This window comes from Candidatus Pelagibacter communis (assembly GCF_001180225.1).
GTDB lineage: Bacteria > Pseudomonadota > Alphaproteobacteria > Pelagibacterales > Pelagibacteraceae > Pelagibacter > Pelagibacter ubique_D.
This window is the reverse complement of record NZ_CVST01000040.1, coordinates 177,606-199,009: the sequence shown is the minus strand read 5'-3', so window position 1 is coordinate 199,009 and position 21,404 is coordinate 177,606. Positions and strand designations below refer to the sequence as shown.

Below are 21,404 nucleotides of genomic sequence, written 5' to 3'. Positions count from 1 at the left end.
ACTATCTGACCCAACAAATCTCATTAAAAACCATTTTTGTTTTTGACCTCTGTACTTTCCTTTCCAAATCAAACCAAGCAATCTATCTGGAAGTTCATAAGTTATAGTTCCATCTAATTCTTTTATTAATTCAACATTTTTAATACTGGTTTCTTCTTCAAGTTCTCTGTAAGCGGCTTTTAAAAAATCCTCACCTTCATCCACACCGCCTTGGGGCATTTGCCAAAAATTTTTGGGGTTATCTATTCTTTTGGCAACAAATACTTTGTTATCATTATTTAACACAACAATTCCAACTCCACTTCTTAGTGGAAGATTATGTAAATCTTTTTTCATTTTATCCGTTGAGTAATTTAATTGCGTAATTTAACTGATTATCAGTTTCAGTTCTTATTTTAAAATTATCACCTTCTTCATTCACTTCAATGTCTGGACGTACACCAACCTCAGATATAGATTTTCCAGATGGAAGATAATATTTTGCAACAGTTAATCGTATTGCGCCTCTATTTTTAAGAGGAATAATAGATTGAACTGAACCTTTGCCATAACTGTTTTCACCTACAACAATTGCTCTTTTGTGATCTTTTAAAGCTCCTGCAACAATTTCTGATGCTGAAGCTGATCCATAATTTATCAGTACTAATAATGTTTTTCCGTCAGTTATGTCTCCTTTTTTTGCAAACCATTTTCTATTATCAGATTTTTTTCTACTTTTAGTGGAGACAATTTCACCATTTTCTAAAAAGAAATCAGATATTCTTATTGCTTGGTTTAGTAATCCACCTGGATTATTTCTTAAATCCAAAATAAATGAATTAAGATTTTTATTTTTCTTTAATTTCTTTATTTGTTTTTCTATTTGATCACTACTGTTTTCATTAAATGAAGTTAATCTAATATAGCCGATATTTTCTTCTAATAACTCTGACTTAACTGATTGAATTTCAATTATCTCTCTAGTGATATTAAATGTTAGTGCTTTTTTTTCTCCTCTTCGTCTAACTGTTAATTCTATACTTGAACCCACTGGGCCTCGCATTAAATCAACAGCTTCACTTAGGGATTTCCCTTGAACTTGGGTATCATTAATTTTCACAATGTAATCACCAGCTTTTAATCCAGCTTTTGATGCTGGTGTGTCGTCAATAGGTGAAATAACTTTAACAACTCCTGCTTCCATACTTACCTCAATTCCAAGGCCGCCAAATTCACCGCTAGTTTCAGTTTGCATTTCCTCCAGAATTTCAGGAGACATATAAGAGGAATAAGGGTCTAAAGATTGAAGTAAGCCATTGATAGCAGAGTCCATGCTTTCAGATTGATTGATCTCATCAATATATTCTCTATTTATTTTTTCTAAAACCTCGCCAAATAAATCTATCTTTTTGTAAATATCTACTTCAGAAGAGTTTGCTGAACTTAAATAAAAAAATGATAAAAAAATAATTGAGTAATATTTAATTATTTTCATATCATTACTTTTTCTTTAGGAATAAATTCTGACCAGATTTTTTCTAATTCATAAAATTTTCTTTTCTCTGGATGAAAAATATGAACGATTAGATCTATACCGTCTACTAATTTCCATTCACCACTTTCTTTACCTTCAATTTTAGAGTCTTTAATTCCATTATCTTTAAGCTTTTCTAACACTTGTTCAGATAAAGACTGTATATGTCTAGATGATGTACCGCTTGCTATTATCATATAATCTGCCATCGAACTTTTATCTTTTAGATCAATAGTTACTATGTCTTCAGCTTTGTTAAGATCTAATGTGGTGATTACAATTTCTTTGAGATCTGAAATTTTATCCATTAATTAAATTTAGACTATCAAATTTTTCTTAATTGAGAAGATGAAATGTTGACTTTATTAAACTCTATGAATTTGAGGGTGGTATTACCGAGAGCCCTAAATGTCTTTGATTTTAATGAGTTTTTTTTATAGCCATGTCTATCGAAAACTAAAATATTACACTTTTGTGAAATAGATTTTGATTTATACCATTTGTGAAAATTTATTAAGTTATCTGCTCCCATTAAAAAATAGATTTCAATATTTTTATTTTTTTTCAAATGATTAATTAAATCGATTGTTTTATTTGAATTAATTTTATTTTCGTAAAATCTCACTTTTATAAATGAATTTTTACCAATAATTTTTTTACAGAATTTTATTCTTTTAGTAACTGAGGTTTTGCTCTGGTTTTTAAATGGATTTTTTTTTGTGATTGCCCAAATAATGTTTTTAAGCTCAAATCTTTTTTTTGCTTCTTTTGAAATTGCTAGATGACCTTTATGAGCAGGATCAAATGATCCTCCTAAAATTCCTATTTTTGTCTTATTTGATTTCAAATTAATTTCTTATTTTACCGTTACTTGTAATTTGATACTTGTATGAAACAAGTTGATTAAGTCCTACAGGCCCTCTCGGTGGTAGTACATTGGTAGAAATTCCAACTTCTCCTCCAAACCCAAATTCACCTCCATCTGCAAATTGAGTTGAAGTGTTATGCATAGCAATAGAGCTTTTGACTTCTTTTAGAAATTGATTAGCTGTTTTTTTGTTTTTTGTAATTATTGAATCTGTATGCATTGTTCCATACTTATTAATATGATTAATAGCTTCATCGAGGTTGTTTACTATTTTAACTGAAACTGCTGAGCTTAAATATTCTGTAGACCAATCTTTTTCAGTAGCTTTAAAAATTTTACCTTTATAAAATTTAGCCAAAGTCTTTTCTCCATAAATTTTACAACCATTTTTTTCTAAATTACCCAGGATTGTATTGCTAAATTTTTTAACAATATTTTTATGTAGAATAATGGTTTCGGTCGCTCCACATATGCTGGTGTTTCTTAATTTTGCGTTAGTAACAACTCTATTTGCCATCTTTAATTCAGCGTCTTTGTCGACATATGTATGACAAATACCCTCAAGATGACCAATTATAGGAACCTTAGAAAGTTCTTGAACTTTTCTTACAAGATTTTTTCCACCACGTGGGATTATAACATCAATATATTCTTTCATTTTGGAAAGCATTACATCAACCATCTTTCTGTTTTTAGAGTCTATAAATTGTATAAAGTTTTCATCTACTTTATTTTTTTTGAGCGCTTTTCTAAAAAGTTTTGATAAAATTCTATTTGAATTGATTGCCTCAGAACCTCCTCTTAAGATTACTGCATTACCTGATTTGAAACATAAACCTGCAACATCTGATGTAACATTTGGCCTACTTTCATAAATTACGCCAATAACTCCGATTGGAATTGATACTCTACTAATATTTAATCCATTAGGTCTTTTCCACTTTTCTAGAACATGATTAATGGGATCTTTAAATTTAATAATACTAATAATAGAATTTCTGATGTCGTTTATTTTTTTCTCATTTAAATGAAGTCTATTAATTAAATTTTCTTTTAATCCTATTTTTTTTGCGTAATTAATATCTTTAGTATTTTCTTTAATTATTAAACCTTTGTTTTCGTTAAGCATTTTGGCATAGGAGGCTAAAACACTATTTTTAACTTTTGTGTCTATTTTATATTGACTTGCTTTTCTTGCTCTTTTACCGATTAAATTCATATAATTATTCATTTATACTTCTACCATATCATCTTTATGAATAACTTCAGATTTTGCAACATACCCAAGTAATTTTTGAATTTCATTCGAATGGTGTCCCATAATTTTTTTTACTTCATCAGAAGAAAAAGAACTTAAACCCCTAGCACATTCATTATTTTTTTTATCTAAAACTTTTATATGATCACCTTTGTTAAATCTTCCTGATACATTTTTAATACCTGCAGCTAGTAAACTTTTTCCAAGCTTTAACGCTTTTTTGGCTCCATCATCAATTACAATATTTCCTTTAGGTGCAATTGAGCTAATTATCCATTTTTTTCTAGCATGAAGTTTAGAGACCTTTGGGCTGAACCATGTACAATTATTTTTTTCAATAATTTTTGAAATAGGATTTGAATACAGTCCGTTTGCAATAATCATACTGCTGCCAGCTAATTGACAAATTTTAGCAGCTTCAATTTTTGTTTGCATTCCTCCACTTCCATATTCATTAATTCCTTTGATATTAATTTCTTTTAAGTCTTTGTTTATATCATTTACTATTTTTATTAGTTTAGCGTCTTTATTTACTTTTGGATTTTTTGTAAAAAGGCCATCTACATCTGAAAGTAAAATTAATGTATCGGCGTTTGTAATTTGAGCTACTCTAGATGCCAATCTATCATTATCTCCATATTTTATTTCAGTTGTTGCAATTGTATCATTCTCATTAACAACTGGGATAAATCCAAGTTCGAATAAATTTTCGAATGTTCTTTTGGCATTTAAGGATCTTCTTCGCTCCTCTGTATCTTCTAGAGTTAGCAAAATTTGTGAAATATTTAATTTGAATTTTGAGAAGGTCTGAGAGAATAAATTCATTAGTTCAATTTGTCCAATAGAGGCAATTGCTTGACTTTTATCTAACTTAATATTTTTTTTGTTAAAATTCATTTTTTTACATCCAAGAGCGATAGCACCTGAACTAACAATGACTACTTTTTGATTTTTATCTTTTAGTTTTTTGATGTCCCCCGCAAAGCTTGAAAGCCATTTTTTTCTAATTTTTTTATTTTCATCAACTAATAAAGATGAACCAATTTTAATAACAATAATTTTCGAGTTTTTAAGATACATAGGATAATAATTTTGCCTTAATTTTTGAAACCGACTCTTTATTTAAAGTTGTCATTGTCATTATCTCACAATTTTTATCCTTAGAGAAATCATCAATTACATCTTTAGCTGTGTCTTCATCAATTAAATCTATTTTGTTAAATACAATTAATTCTCTCTTTTCAAGCATTTTAGAACTGTAATTTTTAAGTTCATTTTTAACCTGATCATAAGATTCCTTAAGATCAAGATTAGTAATATCAATTAAATGTAATAAAGATTTGCATCTTTCTATATGTTTTAAAAACTGTATCCCAAGTCCAACACCTTCATGGGCACCTTCTACTAATCCTGGTATATCAGCTATTGTGATTTCTTTATCATCATAGCTAGCAACACCCAAGTTAGGATTAATTGTTGTAAATTTATAATTAGCAATTTTAGGATTTGCGTTTGTAAGTGCTGCTAACAAACTTGATTTTCCTGCGTTAGGTAATCCAATAATTCCAATATCAGCTATTGTTTTAAGTTGTAACCAAATTGTAAACTCTTCTCCCAAAGTTCCTTTCGTAAATTTTCTTGGAGCTCTGTTTGTAGAGCTTTTAAATCTAGTATTTCCCAAACCACCTTTGCCACCATTAGCTGCAATGTACTCTTCTCCTTTTTTGTTAAAATCAAATAATAGAGTTTTGTTATCTTCTTCAAATACTTGGGTTCCAAGAGGAACTTTTAAAACCAAATCCTCACCACTTTTACCTGTTCGATTTTGACCAGAACCATTCTCTCCACGTTGAGCTTTATGATGTTGTTGATATCTGTAATCAATTAAAGTGTTTAAGTTTTCTTCTGATTTTAAAATGATAGAGCCACCTCTGCCTCCATCGCCTCCATCAGGTCCTCCAAACTCAACATACTTTTCTCTTCTAAAACTTGGTGAACCGTCACCGCCGTTTCCAGCCTTAATATAAATTTTAACTTGATCGAGAAATTTCATAATACAACATTTTCTTGGTTGTACTATTAATTGGGTTTTACTGAAACGTAAGTTCTATCTAATTTAGATTTTTTGAATACAACTTTACCTTTGATAACAGAAAAAATTGAATGATCTTTTCCCATTCCAACATTTTCGCCAGGAAAAATTTTTGTTCCTCTTTGTCTAACAATTATATTTCCAGGTATTACAGTTTCTCCACCGTATTTTTTAACACCAAGTCTTCGACCAGCACTATCTCGTCCGTTTCTCGATGATCCACCTGCTTTTTTTGTTGCCATAATTTACCTAATAACTATTTGCTTGCAGCTTCCTTAACTTCCTCTTTTTTGGGAGCTGGTTTAATTTTTTCAGCTTCAGATAATACTTTACCATCTTTTGAAAAAATTTTGTTAATTCTTATCAAAGAAAATTGTTGTCTGTGTCCATTTTTTCTTCTTGAATTTTGTCTTCTTCTTTTTTTGAAAATTAGAATTGTTCTATTTTTACTATTTTTAATTAAATCTGCTTCTACCTTAGCACCTTCAATATTAGGAGTTCCAACCTCAATATTTTTATCATCCCCATATGCTAGGATTTCATTAAATTCTATCTTAGTCTCAGGCTTTGAATCTGGTAATTTTTCAATTTTTAATATTTCACCAGATTTAACTTTGTACTGTTTACCACCTGTTTTTATTACTGCGTATGACATAGTATGAATATTAAATTTAAGTAACCGCAATATAGTTACCGGAAGCCTATAGTCAAGCTGAATTAGTTAGAAATTATCCTTTAAATCCCTTAATTTTGAAAAGGATTTTAGGTCATTAGCTCTTAAAAAAATATTACAATCAATTTCATCTTGTAAGGTTGATGGAATAGTAGGCAAATTATTATTTCTTTGTTGTTTTATAAATTCTATTTTCTTTAACAAAGAGGAGTTTTCAGAATCATGTTCCAAGCAGAATTTTGAATTATTTAAAGTATATTCATGGCCACAATAGATTTTTGTTTCTTTAGGTAAAGATTTTAATTTATTTAAAGAGTTATACATTTGTTCATATGTACCCTCAAAAATTCTACCACATCCAAGTGAGAAGAGAGTATCTCCAGTGAATAGTAAGTTTTCTTCAAAAAAATAAAAACAAATATGTCCTGTTGTGTGTCCAGGGATATGAATAATTTTAGCTTTAAAATTTCCACTATTCCAAATTTCGTTATCTTTTAACAAGATATCAATCTCTGGTATCCTTTTTGCATCTCCATTAAATCCCAAAACAACAGATCCAAATTTTTTTTTTAATTCAGTATTACCCCCAACATGATCATAATGATGATGAGTATTTAAGATATATTTTAATTTAATATTTTTATCGTTTAAGTAATTGATTATTGGTTTAGCTTCACTTGGATCAACAACACATGCTTCCTGTTTTTCATTATCAATAATTAAATAACTATAATTATCTTGTAGGCACGGTATAATTTCAACTTTCATTTATTTTTCTATTAAAAATATTCCAAGATCAGCAAATAAATTTTTAGTTCCTAAATTATTAGTTGTTATGTTTGAAGTGTTGTTACTATTTAAAGCTAAAGTTTTTATCATTTTAATTTCTTTAAATTTTACAAAATTTACAAAATCTTTAATTGTGCACATATGCAAATTAGGTGTACTATGCCATTGCTCTGGCAAAGATTTTGTTATTGGCATTGTCCCCTTAAATAGTAGATGCAATCTAACTTGCCAATTACCAAAATTTGGTATTGTTACAATTGCTTTTTTTCCAACTCTTAAAAGTTCATCTAAAACAATTTCAGGGCTTAAAAATGCTTGGAGTGTTTGACTCAATACCACATAGTCAAACGATTTATCAGGAAATTGTTTTAAGTCTTTCTCTGCGTTACCTTCTATTACAGTTAATCCTTTTGCAATACATTCTTGTACTTTTTCCTTAGAAATTTCTAGTCCTCTTACATTTATATTTTTATTTTCTTTTAAAAATTGCATCAAAGTTCCATCTGCACAACCTACATCTAGAACTTTTTTATTATCTTCAATTAAATCTGATATTACTTTAAATTCATTTTTCATTGTTTAACTCTGTATAAGATTTGTCTAAGAAATTCTTTAGTGCGTTTAAAAAATCAGGAACATCTAATAAAAAAGAGTCGTGACCTTTATCAGATACAATTTCTACAAAACCAACATCTGCTCCAATAGAATTCAAAGCTATAACAATATCTTTATTTTCTTGGGTTGGATAAAGCCAATCAGAAGTAAAAGAAATTACAAAAAATTTAGCTTTTGTTTTTTTAAATGCATCAGACAAATTCCCATTAAATTGTTTAACTAAATCAAAATAATCCATTGCCCTAGTTATGTAGAGGTAGCTGTTTGCATCAAATCTATCTACAAATACAGATCCTTGGTATCTCAAATAACTCTCAATTTGAAAATCTGCATCAAAACCAAATTTCAAATCTTCTCTTTCTTGCAATTTTCTACCAAACTTTTCCTGTAAACCTTTTTTTGAGAGATAAGTTATATGAGCTGCCATTCTTGCAACAGCAAGCCCTTTACCTGGGTTGGTGTTATTAGCTTCATAATTTCCATCTTTCCAATCGCTGTCAGCAGTGATTGCCTGTCTTCCTAGTTCATTGAAAGCAATATTCTGTGCCGAATGACTTGAAGTTGTAGCAATGGGTATAACAGTTTTAGCTTTATCAGGAAAGTTGCTGATAAATTGAAGAACTTGCATGCCTCCCATTGAACCTCCGGTAATTGCAAATAGTTTATCAATTCCAAAGTGTTCAAGTAAATTATATTGTGCATTCACCATGTCATTAATTGTTATAACTGGAAAATCAGTTCCAAAAGTTTTCTGTGTTTCAGGATCTTTATGGCTTGGTCCATAAGATCCCATACATCCACCAATTACATTTGAACAAATAACAAAATATTTATTGGTATCTATTGCTTTGTCTGGACCTACAGCAAAACTCCACCAACCGTCTTTTTTAGTAACAGGATTTAAACCAGTTACAAATTGATCTCCAGTTAGTGCATGAAATACTAATATAGCATTGTCTTTATTCTCATTTAAAGACCCATAAGTTTCGAATGCAATTGGAAAATTGTTTATAGTTTTACCACAATCCAATTTAAGAGGTTTCTTTATAATTAATGTCTTAATATTTTTTTCTGTATTCATTTTAAGGCCTTTAGATGAATTGTGAGAAAAAAAACTATTTTAGCGGTTTTTTTTAAGCGCTCGCAATTCAGTTAAATCAGCGCATAAATTTTGTACAAGAACTTGTAATTTATGTCAATTTTTTAAAATAAGATCATATTCTATATAAATATTTGTTTTTTTATCTATAAAGAGCTCATAAAAATAAAAAAAATGAGCACACCTAAATTTAAAAAATTTAACATAGAAGCTTATAAGCCTGGCAAATCTAAAATTAACAAAATTAATAAGGTTATTAAATTGTCAGCTAATGAGTCTGCTTTAGGGATGAGCCCGTTAGCAAAAAAAGTAATATCTCAAAAAAATTTAGTATTAGATAAATATCCAGATGGAAAATCTACTAATCTTAAAATGGCAATATCTAAAGCATATAAATGTAATTTCGATAAAATTGTATGTGGAGCAGGTTCTGATGAGGTAATTCAAATGTTATGTCAATTATATCTACATCCAAATGATGAGGTGATTGTTCCTCAATATAGTTTTTTAATGTACAGGATTTATGCAAAAATTGTTGGTGCAAAAGTTGTATTTGCAAAAGAAAATAATTTTAAAGTTTCAATTGAAGAAATATTGAAAAAAGTATCTAAGAAAACCAAAATAGTTTTTATTGCAAATCCAAACAATCCAACAGGAACATATTTAACTAAAAAAGAGACATTAGAACTTAGAAGAACGTTGAATAGAAATATTTTATTAGTAATTGATGATGCGTACTCAGAATATATGAAAAATGATGATTACAGCTCTGGTTTAGAATTATTTAAAAACAAAGACAACGTATTTATATTGCGAACATTTTCTAAAATGTTTGGCTTGGCCTCATTAAGAATTGGCTGGGGATATGGATCGAAACAAATAATTAGAGCGTTAAATGTAATTAAACCACCTTTTAATGTAAATGGTTTGGCTCAAGTTGCGGCCGCAGAATCTTTGAAGGATAAGAAATTCATTCAAAAGTCTATTAGACATAATTTAAATTATGCAAATAGACTAAAAAAATTTCTCGAAAAATATAATATTTTTTCAAACGCTGTATCAGCAAATTTTTTATTATTAAATTTTGATGACTGTAAATATTCAGCAAATTTTCTTTACCAAAAATTAAAAAATAAAGGAATTATATTAAGATCTACTGAAGATGGTTATCATATTAAAAACAAATTGAGATTAACTATTGGCTCATCTAGAGAAAATTTAATATTCATGAATGCAGTGAGAAAGATTTTTAATTAAATGAAAAATATTTTAATCATAGGGTGTGGTTTACTTGGATCTTCAGTTTTAAGATCTATACACAAAAATAAATTGGCAAATAAGGTATATATTTATGAAAAGTCAAAAAAGAATATATCAAGAATTAAAAATCTTAAATTACCTGGAAAAGTAGTTAGTTCATTAAAAGAAGCTGTAACAAAATCTAATTTTATTATTTTTTGTACACCTATGAGTGAATACAAAAATATTATTATGAAAATAAATAATTATATTTCTCCTAACACATTAATTACTGATGTCGGTTCTTCAAAAATTGAATCATCAAAAATAATAAAAAAATTTTTAAAAAAAGGAATTGCATGGACTTCTAGTCACCCAATTGCTGGTTCTGAAGTAAGTGGACCACAGCACGGAAAGAGTAGCATGTTCGAGGGTAGATGGTGTATTTTAATTAAAGAAAAAAATACAATTAAAAAAAATTTAAATTTTCTGAAAAAATTTTGGGAGAAGATTGGATCAAAAGTAACAATCATGTCACCAGAAAAACATGACAAAATTTTTTCAATAACTAGTCATTTACCTCACTTAATTGCATATAATTTAGTTAAGTCGGCTCAAGATTTTGAGAAAAAACAAAGCTATAATTTAATCAAATATAGCGCAGGAGGACTAAGAGATTTTTCAAGAATAGCAGCTTCTAATGAGATTATGTGGCGAGATATTTTTTTCAATAACAATAAAAATATTTCAAATGCTATTGATTTATTTATTAAAAATTTAAAATCATTTAAATCTGATATTAATTCAAAAAATAATAAATCGATTATTAACAAGCTTATTCAAACTAAAAAAGTCAGATCAAAAATAATCAAACTCAAACAAGATATTAATAAGCCAGATTTTGGAAGAAGCTAAATTTTAATTTTAGCTATTTTTTTAACTTTAAGTTTTGCTGTATTTTCAATTCTTCTAATTGTCTTAATTATAGGCATGATCAATACTTTCTTTTCAGGTCCATATGCATGTATTAATTGCTTGGAATTTAAACACATTGCGACATGCCCTTTCCAAAAAATGATATCTCCCTTTTGATAATTTCTTTTTATGTTTCCTTTTAAATATTTAATTTGATCTTTGGTATCTCGAGGAAAAAACTTATTATTATAATAGTAAAATATTTGTAATAGGGCTGAGCAATCTATTCCCCCGTAACTTTTTCCACCCCAGATATATTTTATATTCAAAAATTTTTTAAAAACTTTAATGAAGTTTTTGTCTTTATAATTTATATTTTTTATATCTTTTTTTTTAATCCATTTATTTTTATCAATTCTGGCAAAATTTTTATTAGTTTCTTTAACTGACAACTTTGATCCAAAAGACAGAAAAGTATTAGTTTTTAAATTTGGTTTTTTATAGATATTTGCTTTTAAACTACTTACCTTATAATTAGCTTTAAATTCTTTTGAATAATTTTTATTTTGAATGTACCCAGTATAATTATCAAAACTAGATTTTATTTTTATCCAATTTTTAGTTTTAGATAAAATTTTAAATTTCTCTCCATATAATATTTGTGAGGTTACTTCTGAAAATTTAGAGGATTTCTTATAAATATTAGAAAAACTACCTGTAAAATAAAATTTATTTTGCACCAATTTTAATTTTATTTTTTATCATCCATAGGCATATTAGTGAAGGAATAACCATAATAGTTGTTAAGACAAAAAATGTTCCCCAATCTCCGTTTAACCAATCTACTAAAGCTCCTGATGATGATGCTAAAGTTGTCCTCCCAGCAGTTCCTATAGATGCAAGTAATGCGTATTGTGTTGCTGTATATGTTCGATCAACCAGTAAAGATATAAATGCTACAAATGCTACAGTTGCAAAAGCTGCAGTAATATCGTCAGCAATAACTGCTATTGCAAATAATAGTTCAGATTTACCAGTCCATGCCAAGACAGCAAATAACAGATTTGTAACCGCCATTAAACCTCCAGCAAAGAACATAGTTTTTATAGTTCCAGTCCTCATGGCCATTACACCACCAATTAAAGTAAATACGACAGTTGTGATCCAACCTAATCCTTTTGAATAGATTGCTATTTGTCCTTTTGAAAAGCCTATTTCTTTATAAAATACAATCGACATTCTACCCATGAATGCTTCTCCAATTTTAAACAAAAAGACAAATCCTAAAATTCCTGCAGCTATGGCAAAACCATTTTTTTTAAAGAAGCTAATAATGGGCCCACCAATTGTTCCAGTTATATAGGCAACAAAAGTCGTAATAATATTATTAGATCCTAGTTTACCTTTAATTAAATTATCAGTTTCTTTTTGCTTTGATTGTCTATCAGTTTCTACTGGCTCATGAACAAACATCAGAGCAATATTCATTAAAATAATTAAAATACCTAATATTAAAAAAGTTGCTTGCCAGTAATCTTGGATACCAATATTTTCAAAAAACTCTGCAGTAAATAAAGCAACTACACCACCTAATTTGTAACCTGTCCACCAACCAACTACAGCCATTGCAGCACCTGCTGCCATTGATTTTCCCTCATTTTCATTAATTTGTTCAATTCTTAATGCATCTACCGTTATATCTTGAGTTGCTGATGCTATAGCGATGATTAACCCAACTGTAATTATCAACGCTAAATTTTCTGTAGGATTTATAATACTCCAAACTAGTAAACTTAATAGAATTACTAATTGCATTAAAACAATCCAACCTCTTCGGTGACCTAATTTTTTAGTTAGGAAAGGAATTTGAATTCTATCTATAATAGGTGCCCAAAGATAATTAAAAGCATAAACCCCAAAAATAAGTCCTGCCCATCCAATAGTAGATCTACTTAATCCTTCTTCTTTTAACCAAAGACTTAAACTACTAGCAATCAAGACCCATGGAAATCCACTGATTGCACCAAGTAATAAAATTCTTAACATCCGAATATCTTTGTAAACTGAAATCGATTCTAACCAGGATGTTTTATTTATTTCAGACATAATTAATTTTTCCAAAATGATGGTAAAAATAACACTAATATTGCAAATAGCTCAAGTCTACCCAAAATCATACCAACTGTTAAAATCCATTTAGAAAGATCTGGTAATGAAGAAAAATCTCCATTGGGGCCAATTATTGGACCAAGACCAGGTCCAACATTTGAAATAGATGTAGCGGCACCCGAGATAGCTGTAATAAAATCTAAACCAGTTAATGATAACAATGCAGTAAGAATAAAAAATATTACGATATAAAAATAAATAAATGAAATAATTGAAGCTATAAACTTTTCATCAACTGCACTTTGATCATACTTAATTACAAATACCCCTTTAGTATAAATTATTTTTTTTAATTGGTTCAGAATAAATAGATAAAGAATTTGAATTCTAAATATTTTTACACCACAAGCTGTAGAACCCGCACATCCACCTATAAACATCAGTGCAAGAAACAGGGTTATAGGAAAACTGCCCCATTTATCAAATTCTGCGTTTACATAACCAGTACCACTCAGGATTGATATAGTATTAAAAAATATTGATCTTAAACTAAAGTTTTCTTGGTTAGAAAATAATAAGTAAATAGATAAAATTATAACAGTGAATATTATAATTTTTAAAAAAGTTTTGATTTGAATATCATTTAAAAAAATTTTTTTGTTTCCACTTATAAATTTAATGTAAGCAATAAAAGGAATACTTCCCAATATAATAAAAAACATTGATGAAATCTCAATTGGTAAACTATTAAAGTATCCAATTGACTCGTTGTAGTTAGAAAAGCCTCCAGTAGCAATTGTAGTCATTGAGTGGGTTAAGCTGTCAAATTTACCCATACCAAATATCCAATAAGTGATTGCGCAAAGGCCTGTTAATCCTGAGTAAATATAAATTAATCTAAGTGCTATTTCTTTTGACTTAGGGAGTATTTTTTCTGAAGAGTCATTACTTGAAATTTTAAATAATTGCATACCTCCAACATTCATTATAGGCATTAAAGTAATCGCCATTACAATTATTCCAATTCCACCTAGCCATTGTAAAATAGCTCTCCATAAAAGAAGACCCTTTGGTGCGTTCTCTAAATCTGAGATTATTGTAGATCCAGTTGTAGTAATTCCTGACATACTTTCAAAAAAAGAGTCTGTAATTGAAAGTTCAATACTAGAGAATACAAACGGTAAAGATCCAAATACTGCAATACTAATCCAAGATAGGGCAGTTAATAAGAAAGCTTGTTGTAGATTAAGTTTTTTATCGTGATCTAAATTTGATAAAAAAAATAAAGTTCCAAAGATTATGGTTACAATAGATGAGCCAAAGAAAGATGAGTCTATCTCTGAGTAAAAGAATTGTACTATAATTGGGATGAACATTGATACACCCAATATTATTTGCAGAATTCCAAGCGTAAAAAAAACAGTTTTGTAATTAGACATTTTGAAAGAACAATATTTTATGGTAAATAAATTTCAACTCTATAAGAATAAATATAATCACTGGTTTAAGGTTAAAAAGAGCAATTCATGATTAAAAAAGATGTTCTAGAAAAGACAAGTGCTTGGCCTTTTGTAGAAGCTAAAAAAATGCTTCGTGAAAGAAAAGCTTTTATTGAAAAAAAAGGTAAGATTACTCTCCAAACAGGATATGGTCCAAGTGGATTACCTCATATAGGAACTTTCGGAGAAGTTGCACGAACTTCAATGATGGTCAATGCACTTAATCAACTCACAGATTTACCAACAGAAATTATTACATTTTCAGATGACATGGATGGCTTAAGAAAAGTTCCAGATAATGTTCCTAACCAAGAATTGTTGCAACAAAACCTTCACAAACCTTTAACGCAAGTACCTGATCCTTTCCAAAAATTTAATAGTTTTGGAGAACATAATAATGAAATGCTAAAGGATTTTTTAAACAGTTTTAATTTTAAATATAATTTTAAAAGTTCCACATCTTTGTACAAGGCAGGATTTTTTAATCCTACTTTGAAAATCATTTTAGAAAATTATGAAGGAATAATGAATGTTATTTTACCAACACTTGGAAAAGAAAGACAAAAAACATACAGTCCTTTTTTACCAGTATGTCCTGATACTGGTCATGTTTTGGAGATACCTGTAATAGAAATTGATCAGTCTAATTCTAAAATAATATTCGATAATAAAGGTAAAAAATTAGAGAGTAGTATTTTAGATGGTAATTGTAAATTACAGTGGAAAGTAGATTGGGCAATGAGATGGTTTGCTTTAGACATTGATTTTGAAATGTATGGCAAGGATTTGATTGAAAGTGCAATTTTATCTACAAAAATCATTAATTTATTGGGTAAAAAGAATCCATCAGGATTTGCATATGAACTTTTTCTAGATGAAAAGGGTGAGAAAATTTCAAAATCTAAAGGTAATGGAATAACTATTGATCAATGGTTGAAGTATGCTTCACCAGAAAGTTTATCACTATATATGTATCAAAATCCAAAAAGAGCTAAAAAACTTTATAAAGAAATAGTTCCAAAAGCAGTAGATGAATATTTGGATAATATTGAAAAATCTAAAAAGCAGACTGAGCAGCAATTAGTAATGAATCCAGTGTGGCATGTCCACAATGGGAGTATTCCAAAAGAAGATATGATTATGAGTTTTTCAATGTTATTGAACCTAGTAGAAACAAGTAATGCAGATAGTAAAGATTTGTTATGGAAATTTGTAAAAAAATACAAACCAAATATTCAAGAAACTAACTTTCCAATTTTTGATGGATTAGTAGGATACGCAATTAAATATTTTAATGATGTAATTAAGTCTCAAAAAAAATACAAAACACCTTCTGAAGATGAAAAAAAAGCTCTTAAAGCTTTAATTTCAACTTTAGAAAAATGCAATGATCAGATGCCACCAGAGGAAATCCAAACTTTGATTTATTCTACTGGAAAAGAAAATGGTTATGCTGAAAATTTAAGAGATTGGTTTAAACTTATTTATGAGGTGGTTTTTGGTGATGAAAATGGACCAAGAATGGGATTTTTTATAAGTTTTTTTGGTGTTAATGAAACAAAAGACCTTATAATGAGTAAACTCAAATAATGTATTCAAATTTAAGATCTTTAATTTTCAAATTAGATCCAGAAAAAGCTCATACTCTAGCAATTCAATCTTTAAAATTTAATTTAGTATCAAATGTATTTGATGAAAATAAAAATGATCCAATTTTCAAAACACAAATATTTGGTAAAGATTTAAGTAATCCAATAGGAATAGCAGCTGGTTTTGATAAAAATGCAGAGGTTTACAATCCTTTATTTAAATTAGGATTTGGTTTTGTTGAAGTTGGAACTGTTACTCCTTTAAAACAATATGGCAATGAAAAGCCAAGAGTATTTAGATTGGTTGAAGATCAAGCATTAATTAATAGATTGGGATTTAACAATCAAGGATCTGAAACTATTTTAAATAGAATAAAATCAAATAAAAAAAATGGAGTACTTGGAGTAAATGTTGGACCAAATAAAGACTCTGATAATCGATTGAATGATTATTTAATTGGATTAGAAAAATTTCATGAAGTTGCTGATTATATTACAATTAATATTTCATCTCCAAATACCGAAAATTTAAGAAATTTTCATGATGAAAATAAATTAAAAGAATTATTAAAATCAATTAAAGATAAGAAAAATGAACTGAAAACAAATATTCCAATTGCAGTTAAAATTTCTCCAGATATTCATTTAAAGCAAATAGAATTAATATCAGAGATTCTTTTTGAAAATGATATATCTGCAATAATTATTTCAAATACATCAGAAAGCACTAGAGATGATTTAAAAAATATTCAACGACACCAAAAAGGAGGCTTGTCAGGAAAGCCAATTGAACAAAAATCAAATTTACTTATTAATCAATTCTTTAAACTACTAAATGGTAGAATTAAAATTATTGGGGTAGGAGGAATTGACTCTGGAAAGTCTGCACATGATAAATTTTTGTTGGGGGCAGATTATATTCAGTTATATACCGGGATGGTGTTTCAAGGACCTAACATTGCTGCAAACATTAAAAAAGAGCTAAAAGAATTACTTCTAAGAGATGGAGTGAAAAATATTTCAGAAATCGTTGGAAATAAAACTCTTTCTTAATTTTAATAAACTTGACGCCTTTAATATCTCCCCTTATATAGGCAGTGAAATTATGTCAAAAAAATGTGAACTAACTGGTAAAATTCCTATGAAGGGTCATAATGTTAGTCATGCTAACAATAAGACTAAAAGAAGATTTTTACCTAATTTAAAAAAAGTAAAATTTACAAGTGAGCTTGCTGGAAGAAGTTTAAAACTAACAGTTAGCAATTCAGGAGTAAGATCAGTTGACAAAAAAGGAAGTTTTGACGAATTCTTAAAAACTGTAAAAAACAAAAATATATCACCAAGATTAAAAAAACTTAAAAAAGTTATTTTATTAAAATCACCATATAAAAAAAAGCCAGTAGCTAAATCTGCTTAATGAATAAATTTTTTATCAGCCTATCTTTAATGATGGGTGTGGTTGTTTTATCTTCAAACTATCTTGTTCAATTTCCAATAAATTATTATGGATTAAATGAAATTCTTACTTATGGAGCTTTTAGTTATCCAGTAGCTTTTTTGATAACTGATTTAGCAAATAGATCTTATGGAAAGATAATTGCAAGAAAAATAGTTTATTTTGGTTTTTTTATAGGAATTATTTTTACTTTATTTTTTTCAACAAACTTCGATGATTTAATATCCATTAGAATTGCAGTTGGATCTGGAGTTGCTTTCCTTACAGCCCAATTGCTAGATATTCAAATATTTGATCGTTTAAGAAAAAAACAGTGGTTTGTTGCACCTCTAACTTCATCATTAATTGGTTCAACTATTGATACTTTTTTATTTTTCTCAATATCATTTTATCGAACAGGAGTTCCTTGGGTAACTTTGTCCTTAGGTGATTTAGGTGTTAAGTTGCTAGTAGCACTAATAATGTTAATACCATTTAGAATGTTATTAAAAATATTTAAGCCAATTAAAGTCTAATATAAAAATTTATAAGATAAAATTTTATAAGCTAATTTAGCAACAAGAAAATTATAGGAGTTGAATCCTTTAATTGGAGAAAGTTCATTAATGTCAGCTCCAACTATATTTGAATTTTTTGCTGCAATTCTAATTATCTCTAATGTCTCGTCCCACAACAATCCGCCTGGTTCAGGTGTTCCGGTAGCAGGCATAATACTTGAATCTAATCCGTCTACATCAAACGTTAAGTAAACAGTCTTATTTTTTATTAATTTTTTAAATTTATTTAAATTCCATTTTTTTTTATCTTTTGCCCAAAAGATATCTATTCTATTTGAATTTTTTTTTAAAAATGGAATCTCACTTTCTGATATATTTCTAATTCCAAAAGAAATTAAAGATACATTTTTATAATCTAAACATCTTCTTATTGCTGATGCATGTGAAAATTTTTCACCATTATAACTTTCACGTAAATCTGCGTGCGCATCGAAATGTAAAAGACAAATATTTTTATATTTTTTTGTAAAAGGAACAATGCATCCTGGTGTAATTGAATGTTCACCACCAAAAGTCATTGGAAATAGTTTTTTATCTAAAATTTCCCCATTGATTTTAGAAATTTTATTAAGTGCTAATTTGATATTTTTATCAATTTTAAATGGTTTTAATGTCTTGATACCTATTTTTTTGTAAGGTTCGCAATTTAGTTCCTCATCATAAAGTTCAACTTGGTGAGAAGCTTTGATAATTTCTTTTGGTCCATTTTTTGTTCCACCGCCATAACTAACTGTTTTTTCAAGTCCAAATGGAACGACTACTACTTTTTCTTTGAAGTTGAATGTATTATCAATTCCTAAGAAACCATGTTTGTTTGATAAATATTTCAATTTTATATAAATAATTTTGAGAAGTTTTTTCGTTCTCTATTTTTCCACTCACCTTTATGGTAAGCATCGCTAGCTATTAATGGCAATACACTTGTTGCTTCAGCAAATACCATTTGTTCTTTCGTAATATCCACTTTACCCCAAGAACTTGCTTCTTTTAAAGTAGAACTACTACATGCACCATCTCTACTATCAGCAACTGTAATTTGTACAGCATATTTATGCATATCTACATTTTTACCAAGAAGCTCAGCACAAATAACAGTGTCTTGAATAAAATTTTTAGGAACTCCTCCACCAATCATAAATAAACCAGAACCTTTTGATTTGATTTTAATTTCAGTTAGTTCTCTAAACTCTCTAACAGAGTCTATGGTCATATGTTTTTTTGGATTTTTTTCTTGGTGCATTACAAGACCAAAGCCTGCGCTTGAGTCTGTGAAAGCTGGACAAAAAATTGGAACATTATTATCGTATGCTGTTTCAATTAAAGAATCTTTCTTTTTTGAATTTTTTTTTAGATATTTTCCCATTTCTGAAATAAACTCTCTCGAAGTATAACTTCTTGGTTCTAAAGTATCTGCTATTTCGCAAATAATTTTATCACACATTTGAAGCTCTTCTTCGTCGATATATGTGTCGTAAATTCTATCAATATAGTTGTCTCTTAATTCAGTATCATCTTGAAATTGAGATCCTTGATAATGTTTAAATCCAAGAGCTTCAAAAAAATCCATATCTACAATTGATGCCCCTGTTGCTACAATTGCATCAACCATATTGTATTTAACAAGATCTTTATAAATATTCATACATCCTGCTGCAGATGTTGATCCTGCTAAAGTAAGAAAAATTGTACACTCCTTATCTTTAAGCATTTCGTTGTAAATGTTCGCTGCATTTGCAGTTTCTCTAGATACAAATGACATTTTCTCCATTGAAGAAATAATTGTTCTAGAGTCAAATGAAGTAATATCTATATGTTCGACAGGATTTTTTAAAAAATCTCTTTTACTGTTATGTCCTGGATTTTTTTGGTCTGACATTAAGCAACCATATGAGCGCTGTTAACGTCTTTTTCATACATTGACATTATCGGTTTATCTTCAACTTCATAAATTTCATCTGAATAGTAACCGTTGAATTGTGTTCTAAAAGTTAATCCATATGCTCCAAGTTGACCAAGCTCTATGTAATCATTTTCCTTAATATTATTTGGTAATAAAAAAGGTCCTTTCATATAATCCATGCTATCGCAAGTAGGACCGAAGAAATCAAAAGCAGTCAATTTTTTTGAAATTATTTTATTTGAATTTTCTTTGATCATTTTAGATGGATAAACTATGTTAGGTGTTCCTGCATCAAATAGAGTTCCATATGTTCCATCGTTTATATAAAGTTTTTGTTTTTTTCTTAAATTAACTTTAACAATTGTTGAACCACTTTCTGCAACCAATGCTCTTCCTGGTTCACAAATTATCTCTGGCAACTTTTCTAATTTTAAATTAGATAAACTTTTTTTAATTTCATTGAAGTATTCATCTAATGATTGAGGAATTAAATCTGGATAAATTGTTGGAAATCCACCACCAACATTTATTGTATCAGGGATTATTTTTGTTTTTTTAATTATATTTCCAATCTCATTTATACCTTTGGCGTATGAAATTGGGTGCATACACTGTGATCCAACATGGAAACTTAATCCAATTTTTTTTGCGTATTGTTTTACTAATCTTAGCAATCCCACAGCTTCAGATGTTAGTGCTCCAAATTTTTTAGATAAATCAATTTCAGCATGCTCATTTGAAACAGCAACTCTTACAAATAATTCTAAATCTTTTGCATTATTTGTGCTTTCAATAATTTTAATTAACTCTTCTTTTGTATCTAATGAGAAAGTTTTTACACCATAATTAAAATAGGCCTCTTTTATACTTTCTCTACTTTTTATTGTATGCATGTAAGAACATTTTGCATTTTGAGTTATTTTTCTTATGGCCTTAATTTCCTCTATCGAGGCAACATCAAATTGGTTTACACCATTATTTAAAATAGTTTGAATAACTTCAGGATGTGGGTTTGTTTTGACTGCATATAATATTTTTCCAGGGAATTTATCTAAGAAAAATTTAACCGAAGACTCTATGGATTTCTTCCTAATACAATAAACAGGTTTTTCAGGTTTCAGCTGATTTATAAGTTCTTCAACTGACTTAAATTTTTGCATTTCATATGCCTCCAAAAAAAAATTTAATAAAAAAAAGTTTTTAATAAAACTTTAATAATTTGAGGCATATAAA

24 protein-coding genes are annotated in these 21,404 nt (G+C 28.5%); 6 read left to right on the top strand and 18 right to left on the bottom strand.

Annotated features, from left to right (window positions below; genetic code table 11):
• From AMN99_RS03770 to metX, 12 genes are all read right to left on the bottom strand, one after another.
• Positions 1-336 (bottom strand): RNA pyrophosphohydrolase (locus tag AMN99_RS03770; protein WP_075506498.1); only part of this gene is annotated, 336 nt, incomplete at its 3' end.
• A gap of 1 nt (position 337) precedes the next feature.
• Positions 338-1,474 (bottom strand): S41 family peptidase, encoded by a 1,137-nt coding sequence (locus tag AMN99_RS03765; RefSeq protein ID WP_075506497.1) that lies wholly within the window; start codon positions 1,472-1,474, stop codon positions 338-340.
• Complete coding sequence (gene rsfS / locus AMN99_RS03760) at positions 1,471-1,821, bottom strand: ribosome silencing factor (RefSeq protein ID WP_075506496.1); 351 nt, start codon at positions 1,819-1,821, stop codon at positions 1,471-1,473. The genes AMN99_RS03765 and rsfS overlap by 4 nt, the downstream gene beginning before the upstream one ends.
• Before the next feature lie 17 nt (positions 1,822-1,838).
• Complete coding sequence (nadD, locus tag AMN99_RS03755; protein ID WP_075506495.1) at positions 1,839-2,366, bottom strand: nicotinate (nicotinamide) nucleotide adenylyltransferase; 528 nt, start codon at positions 2,364-2,366, stop codon at positions 1,839-1,841.
• Positions 2,362-3,612 (bottom strand): glutamate-5-semialdehyde dehydrogenase, encoded by a 1,251-nt coding sequence (locus tag AMN99_RS03750; RefSeq protein ID WP_075506494.1) that lies wholly within the window; start codon positions 3,610-3,612, stop codon positions 2,362-2,364. Before AMN99_RS03750 ends, nadD begins: the two co-directional genes overlap by 5 nt.
• Positions 3,613-4,719 (bottom strand): glutamate 5-kinase, encoded by a 1,107-nt coding sequence (gene proB, locus AMN99_RS03745; RefSeq protein ID WP_075506493.1) that lies wholly within the window; start codon positions 4,717-4,719, stop codon positions 3,613-3,615.
• Positions 4,709-5,692, bottom strand: coding sequence for an Obg family GTPase CgtA (gene cgtA / locus AMN99_RS03740; RefSeq protein ID WP_075506492.1), 984 nt, complete (start codon positions 5,690-5,692; stop codon positions 4,709-4,711). The genes proB and cgtA overlap by 11 nt, the downstream gene beginning before the upstream one ends.
• Before the next feature lie 26 nt (positions 5,693-5,718).
• On the bottom strand, positions 5,719-5,973 hold the full coding sequence (rpmA, locus tag AMN99_RS03735; RefSeq protein ID WP_075506491.1) for a 50S ribosomal protein L27: 255 nt from the start codon (positions 5,971-5,973) through the stop codon (positions 5,719-5,721).
• A 14-nt stretch (positions 5,974-5,987) separates the two neighbouring features.
• Complete coding sequence (gene rplU, locus AMN99_RS03730) at positions 5,988-6,386, bottom strand: 50S ribosomal protein L21 (protein ID WP_075506490.1); 399 nt, start codon at positions 6,384-6,386, stop codon at positions 5,988-5,990.
• Positions 6,387-6,452: 66 nt separating this feature from the next.
• Entirely contained in the window at positions 6,453-7,172 is a 720-nt protein-coding gene (gloB, locus tag AMN99_RS03725) for a hydroxyacylglutathione hydrolase (RefSeq protein WP_075506489.1), read from the bottom strand.
• Positions 7,173-7,769 carry a methionine biosynthesis protein MetW gene (gene metW, locus AMN99_RS03720; protein ID WP_075506488.1) on the bottom strand — a complete coding sequence of 199 codons (597 nt, stop codon included), beginning with the start codon at positions 7,767-7,769 and terminating at the stop codon, positions 7,173-7,175.
• Positions 7,759-8,889 carry a homoserine O-acetyltransferase MetX gene (metX, locus tag AMN99_RS03715; protein ID WP_075506487.1) on the bottom strand — a complete coding sequence of 377 codons (1,131 nt, stop codon included), beginning with the start codon at positions 8,887-8,889 and terminating at the stop codon, positions 7,759-7,761. Before metX ends, metW begins: the two co-directional genes overlap by 11 nt.
• Positions 8,890-9,081: 192 nt before the next feature.
• Here metX and hisC point away from each other — a divergent pair, with 192 nt between their 5' ends.
• The gene (hisC, locus tag AMN99_RS05630; RefSeq protein WP_082255150.1) at positions 9,082-10,164 is read left to right on the top strand and encodes a histidinol-phosphate transaminase; all 1,083 of its coding nucleotides are present in this window, start codon (positions 9,082-9,084) and stop codon (positions 10,162-10,164) included.
• Positions 10,165-11,061, top strand: coding sequence for a prephenate dehydrogenase (locus tag AMN99_RS05625; RefSeq protein WP_082255149.1), 897 nt, complete (start codon positions 10,165-10,167; stop codon positions 11,059-11,061).
• Here the strand turns inward: AMN99_RS05625 and AMN99_RS03705 are convergent.
• Genes AMN99_RS03705 through AMN99_RS03695 form a run of 3 tightly spaced genes read right to left on the bottom strand, consistent with a single transcriptional unit; the run spans position 11,058 to position 14,609 of the window.
• Complete coding sequence (locus AMN99_RS03705) at positions 11,058-11,801, bottom strand: C40 family peptidase (protein WP_075506486.1); 744 nt, start codon at positions 11,799-11,801, stop codon at positions 11,058-11,060. The two genes, AMN99_RS05625 and AMN99_RS03705, sit on opposite strands and share 4 nt — an antisense overlap.
• The gene (locus tag AMN99_RS03700; protein ID WP_075506506.1) at positions 11,791-13,167 is read right to left on the bottom strand and encodes an AmpG family muropeptide MFS transporter; all 1,377 of its coding nucleotides are present in this window, start codon (positions 13,165-13,167) and stop codon (positions 11,791-11,793) included. The genes AMN99_RS03705 and AMN99_RS03700 overlap by 11 nt, the downstream gene beginning before the upstream one ends.
• A 2-nt stretch (positions 13,168-13,169) precedes the next feature.
• Positions 13,170-14,609 (bottom strand): TrkH family potassium uptake protein, encoded by a 1,440-nt coding sequence (locus AMN99_RS03695; protein ID WP_075506485.1) that lies wholly within the window; start codon positions 14,607-14,609, stop codon positions 13,170-13,172.
• Positions 14,610-14,696: 87 nt separating this feature from the next.
• On the opposite strand from AMN99_RS03695, the gene AMN99_RS03690 reads away from it, so the two are divergent.
• Genes AMN99_RS03690 through AMN99_RS03675 form a run of 4 tightly spaced genes read left to right on the top strand, consistent with a single transcriptional unit; the run spans position 14,697 to position 18,229 of the window.
• Entirely contained in the window at positions 14,697-16,259 is a 1,563-nt protein-coding gene (locus AMN99_RS03690; protein WP_075506484.1) for a lysine--tRNA ligase, read from the top strand.
• Complete coding sequence (locus AMN99_RS03685; protein WP_075506483.1) at positions 16,259-17,311, top strand: quinone-dependent dihydroorotate dehydrogenase; 1,053 nt, start codon at positions 16,259-16,261, stop codon at positions 17,309-17,311. Before AMN99_RS03690 ends, AMN99_RS03685 begins: the two co-directional genes overlap by 1 nt.
• Positions 17,312-17,363: 52 nt before the next feature.
• Complete coding sequence (gene rpmB / locus AMN99_RS03680; protein WP_075506505.1) at positions 17,364-17,675, top strand: 50S ribosomal protein L28; 312 nt, start codon at positions 17,364-17,366, stop codon at positions 17,673-17,675.
• Entirely contained in the window at positions 17,675-18,229 is a 555-nt protein-coding gene (locus AMN99_RS03675; RefSeq protein WP_075506482.1) for a queuosine precursor transporter, read from the top strand. The genes rpmB and AMN99_RS03675 overlap by 1 nt, the downstream gene beginning before the upstream one ends.
• On the opposite strand, the gene speB is transcribed toward AMN99_RS03675, so the two are convergent.
• The 3 genes from speB to AMN99_RS03660 are packed head-to-tail and all read right to left on the bottom strand — an operon-like array spanning position 18,226 to position 21,331.
• Entirely contained in the window at positions 18,226-19,101 is an 876-nt protein-coding gene (gene speB, locus AMN99_RS03670; RefSeq protein ID WP_075506481.1) for an agmatinase, read from the bottom strand. The two genes, AMN99_RS03675 and speB, sit on opposite strands and share 4 nt — an antisense overlap.
• A gap of 2 nt (positions 19,102-19,103) precedes the next feature.
• Complete coding sequence (locus tag AMN99_RS03665) at positions 19,104-20,147, bottom strand: 1,9-bis(guanidino)-5-aza-nonane synthase (RefSeq protein WP_075506480.1); 1,044 nt, start codon at positions 20,145-20,147, stop codon at positions 19,104-19,106.
• On the bottom strand, positions 20,147-21,331 hold the full coding sequence (locus tag AMN99_RS03660; protein WP_075506504.1) for a type III PLP-dependent enzyme: 1,185 nt from the start codon (positions 21,329-21,331) through the stop codon (positions 20,147-20,149). The genes AMN99_RS03665 and AMN99_RS03660 overlap by 1 nt, the downstream gene beginning before the upstream one ends.
• Positions 21,332-21,404 lie beyond the last annotated feature (73 nt).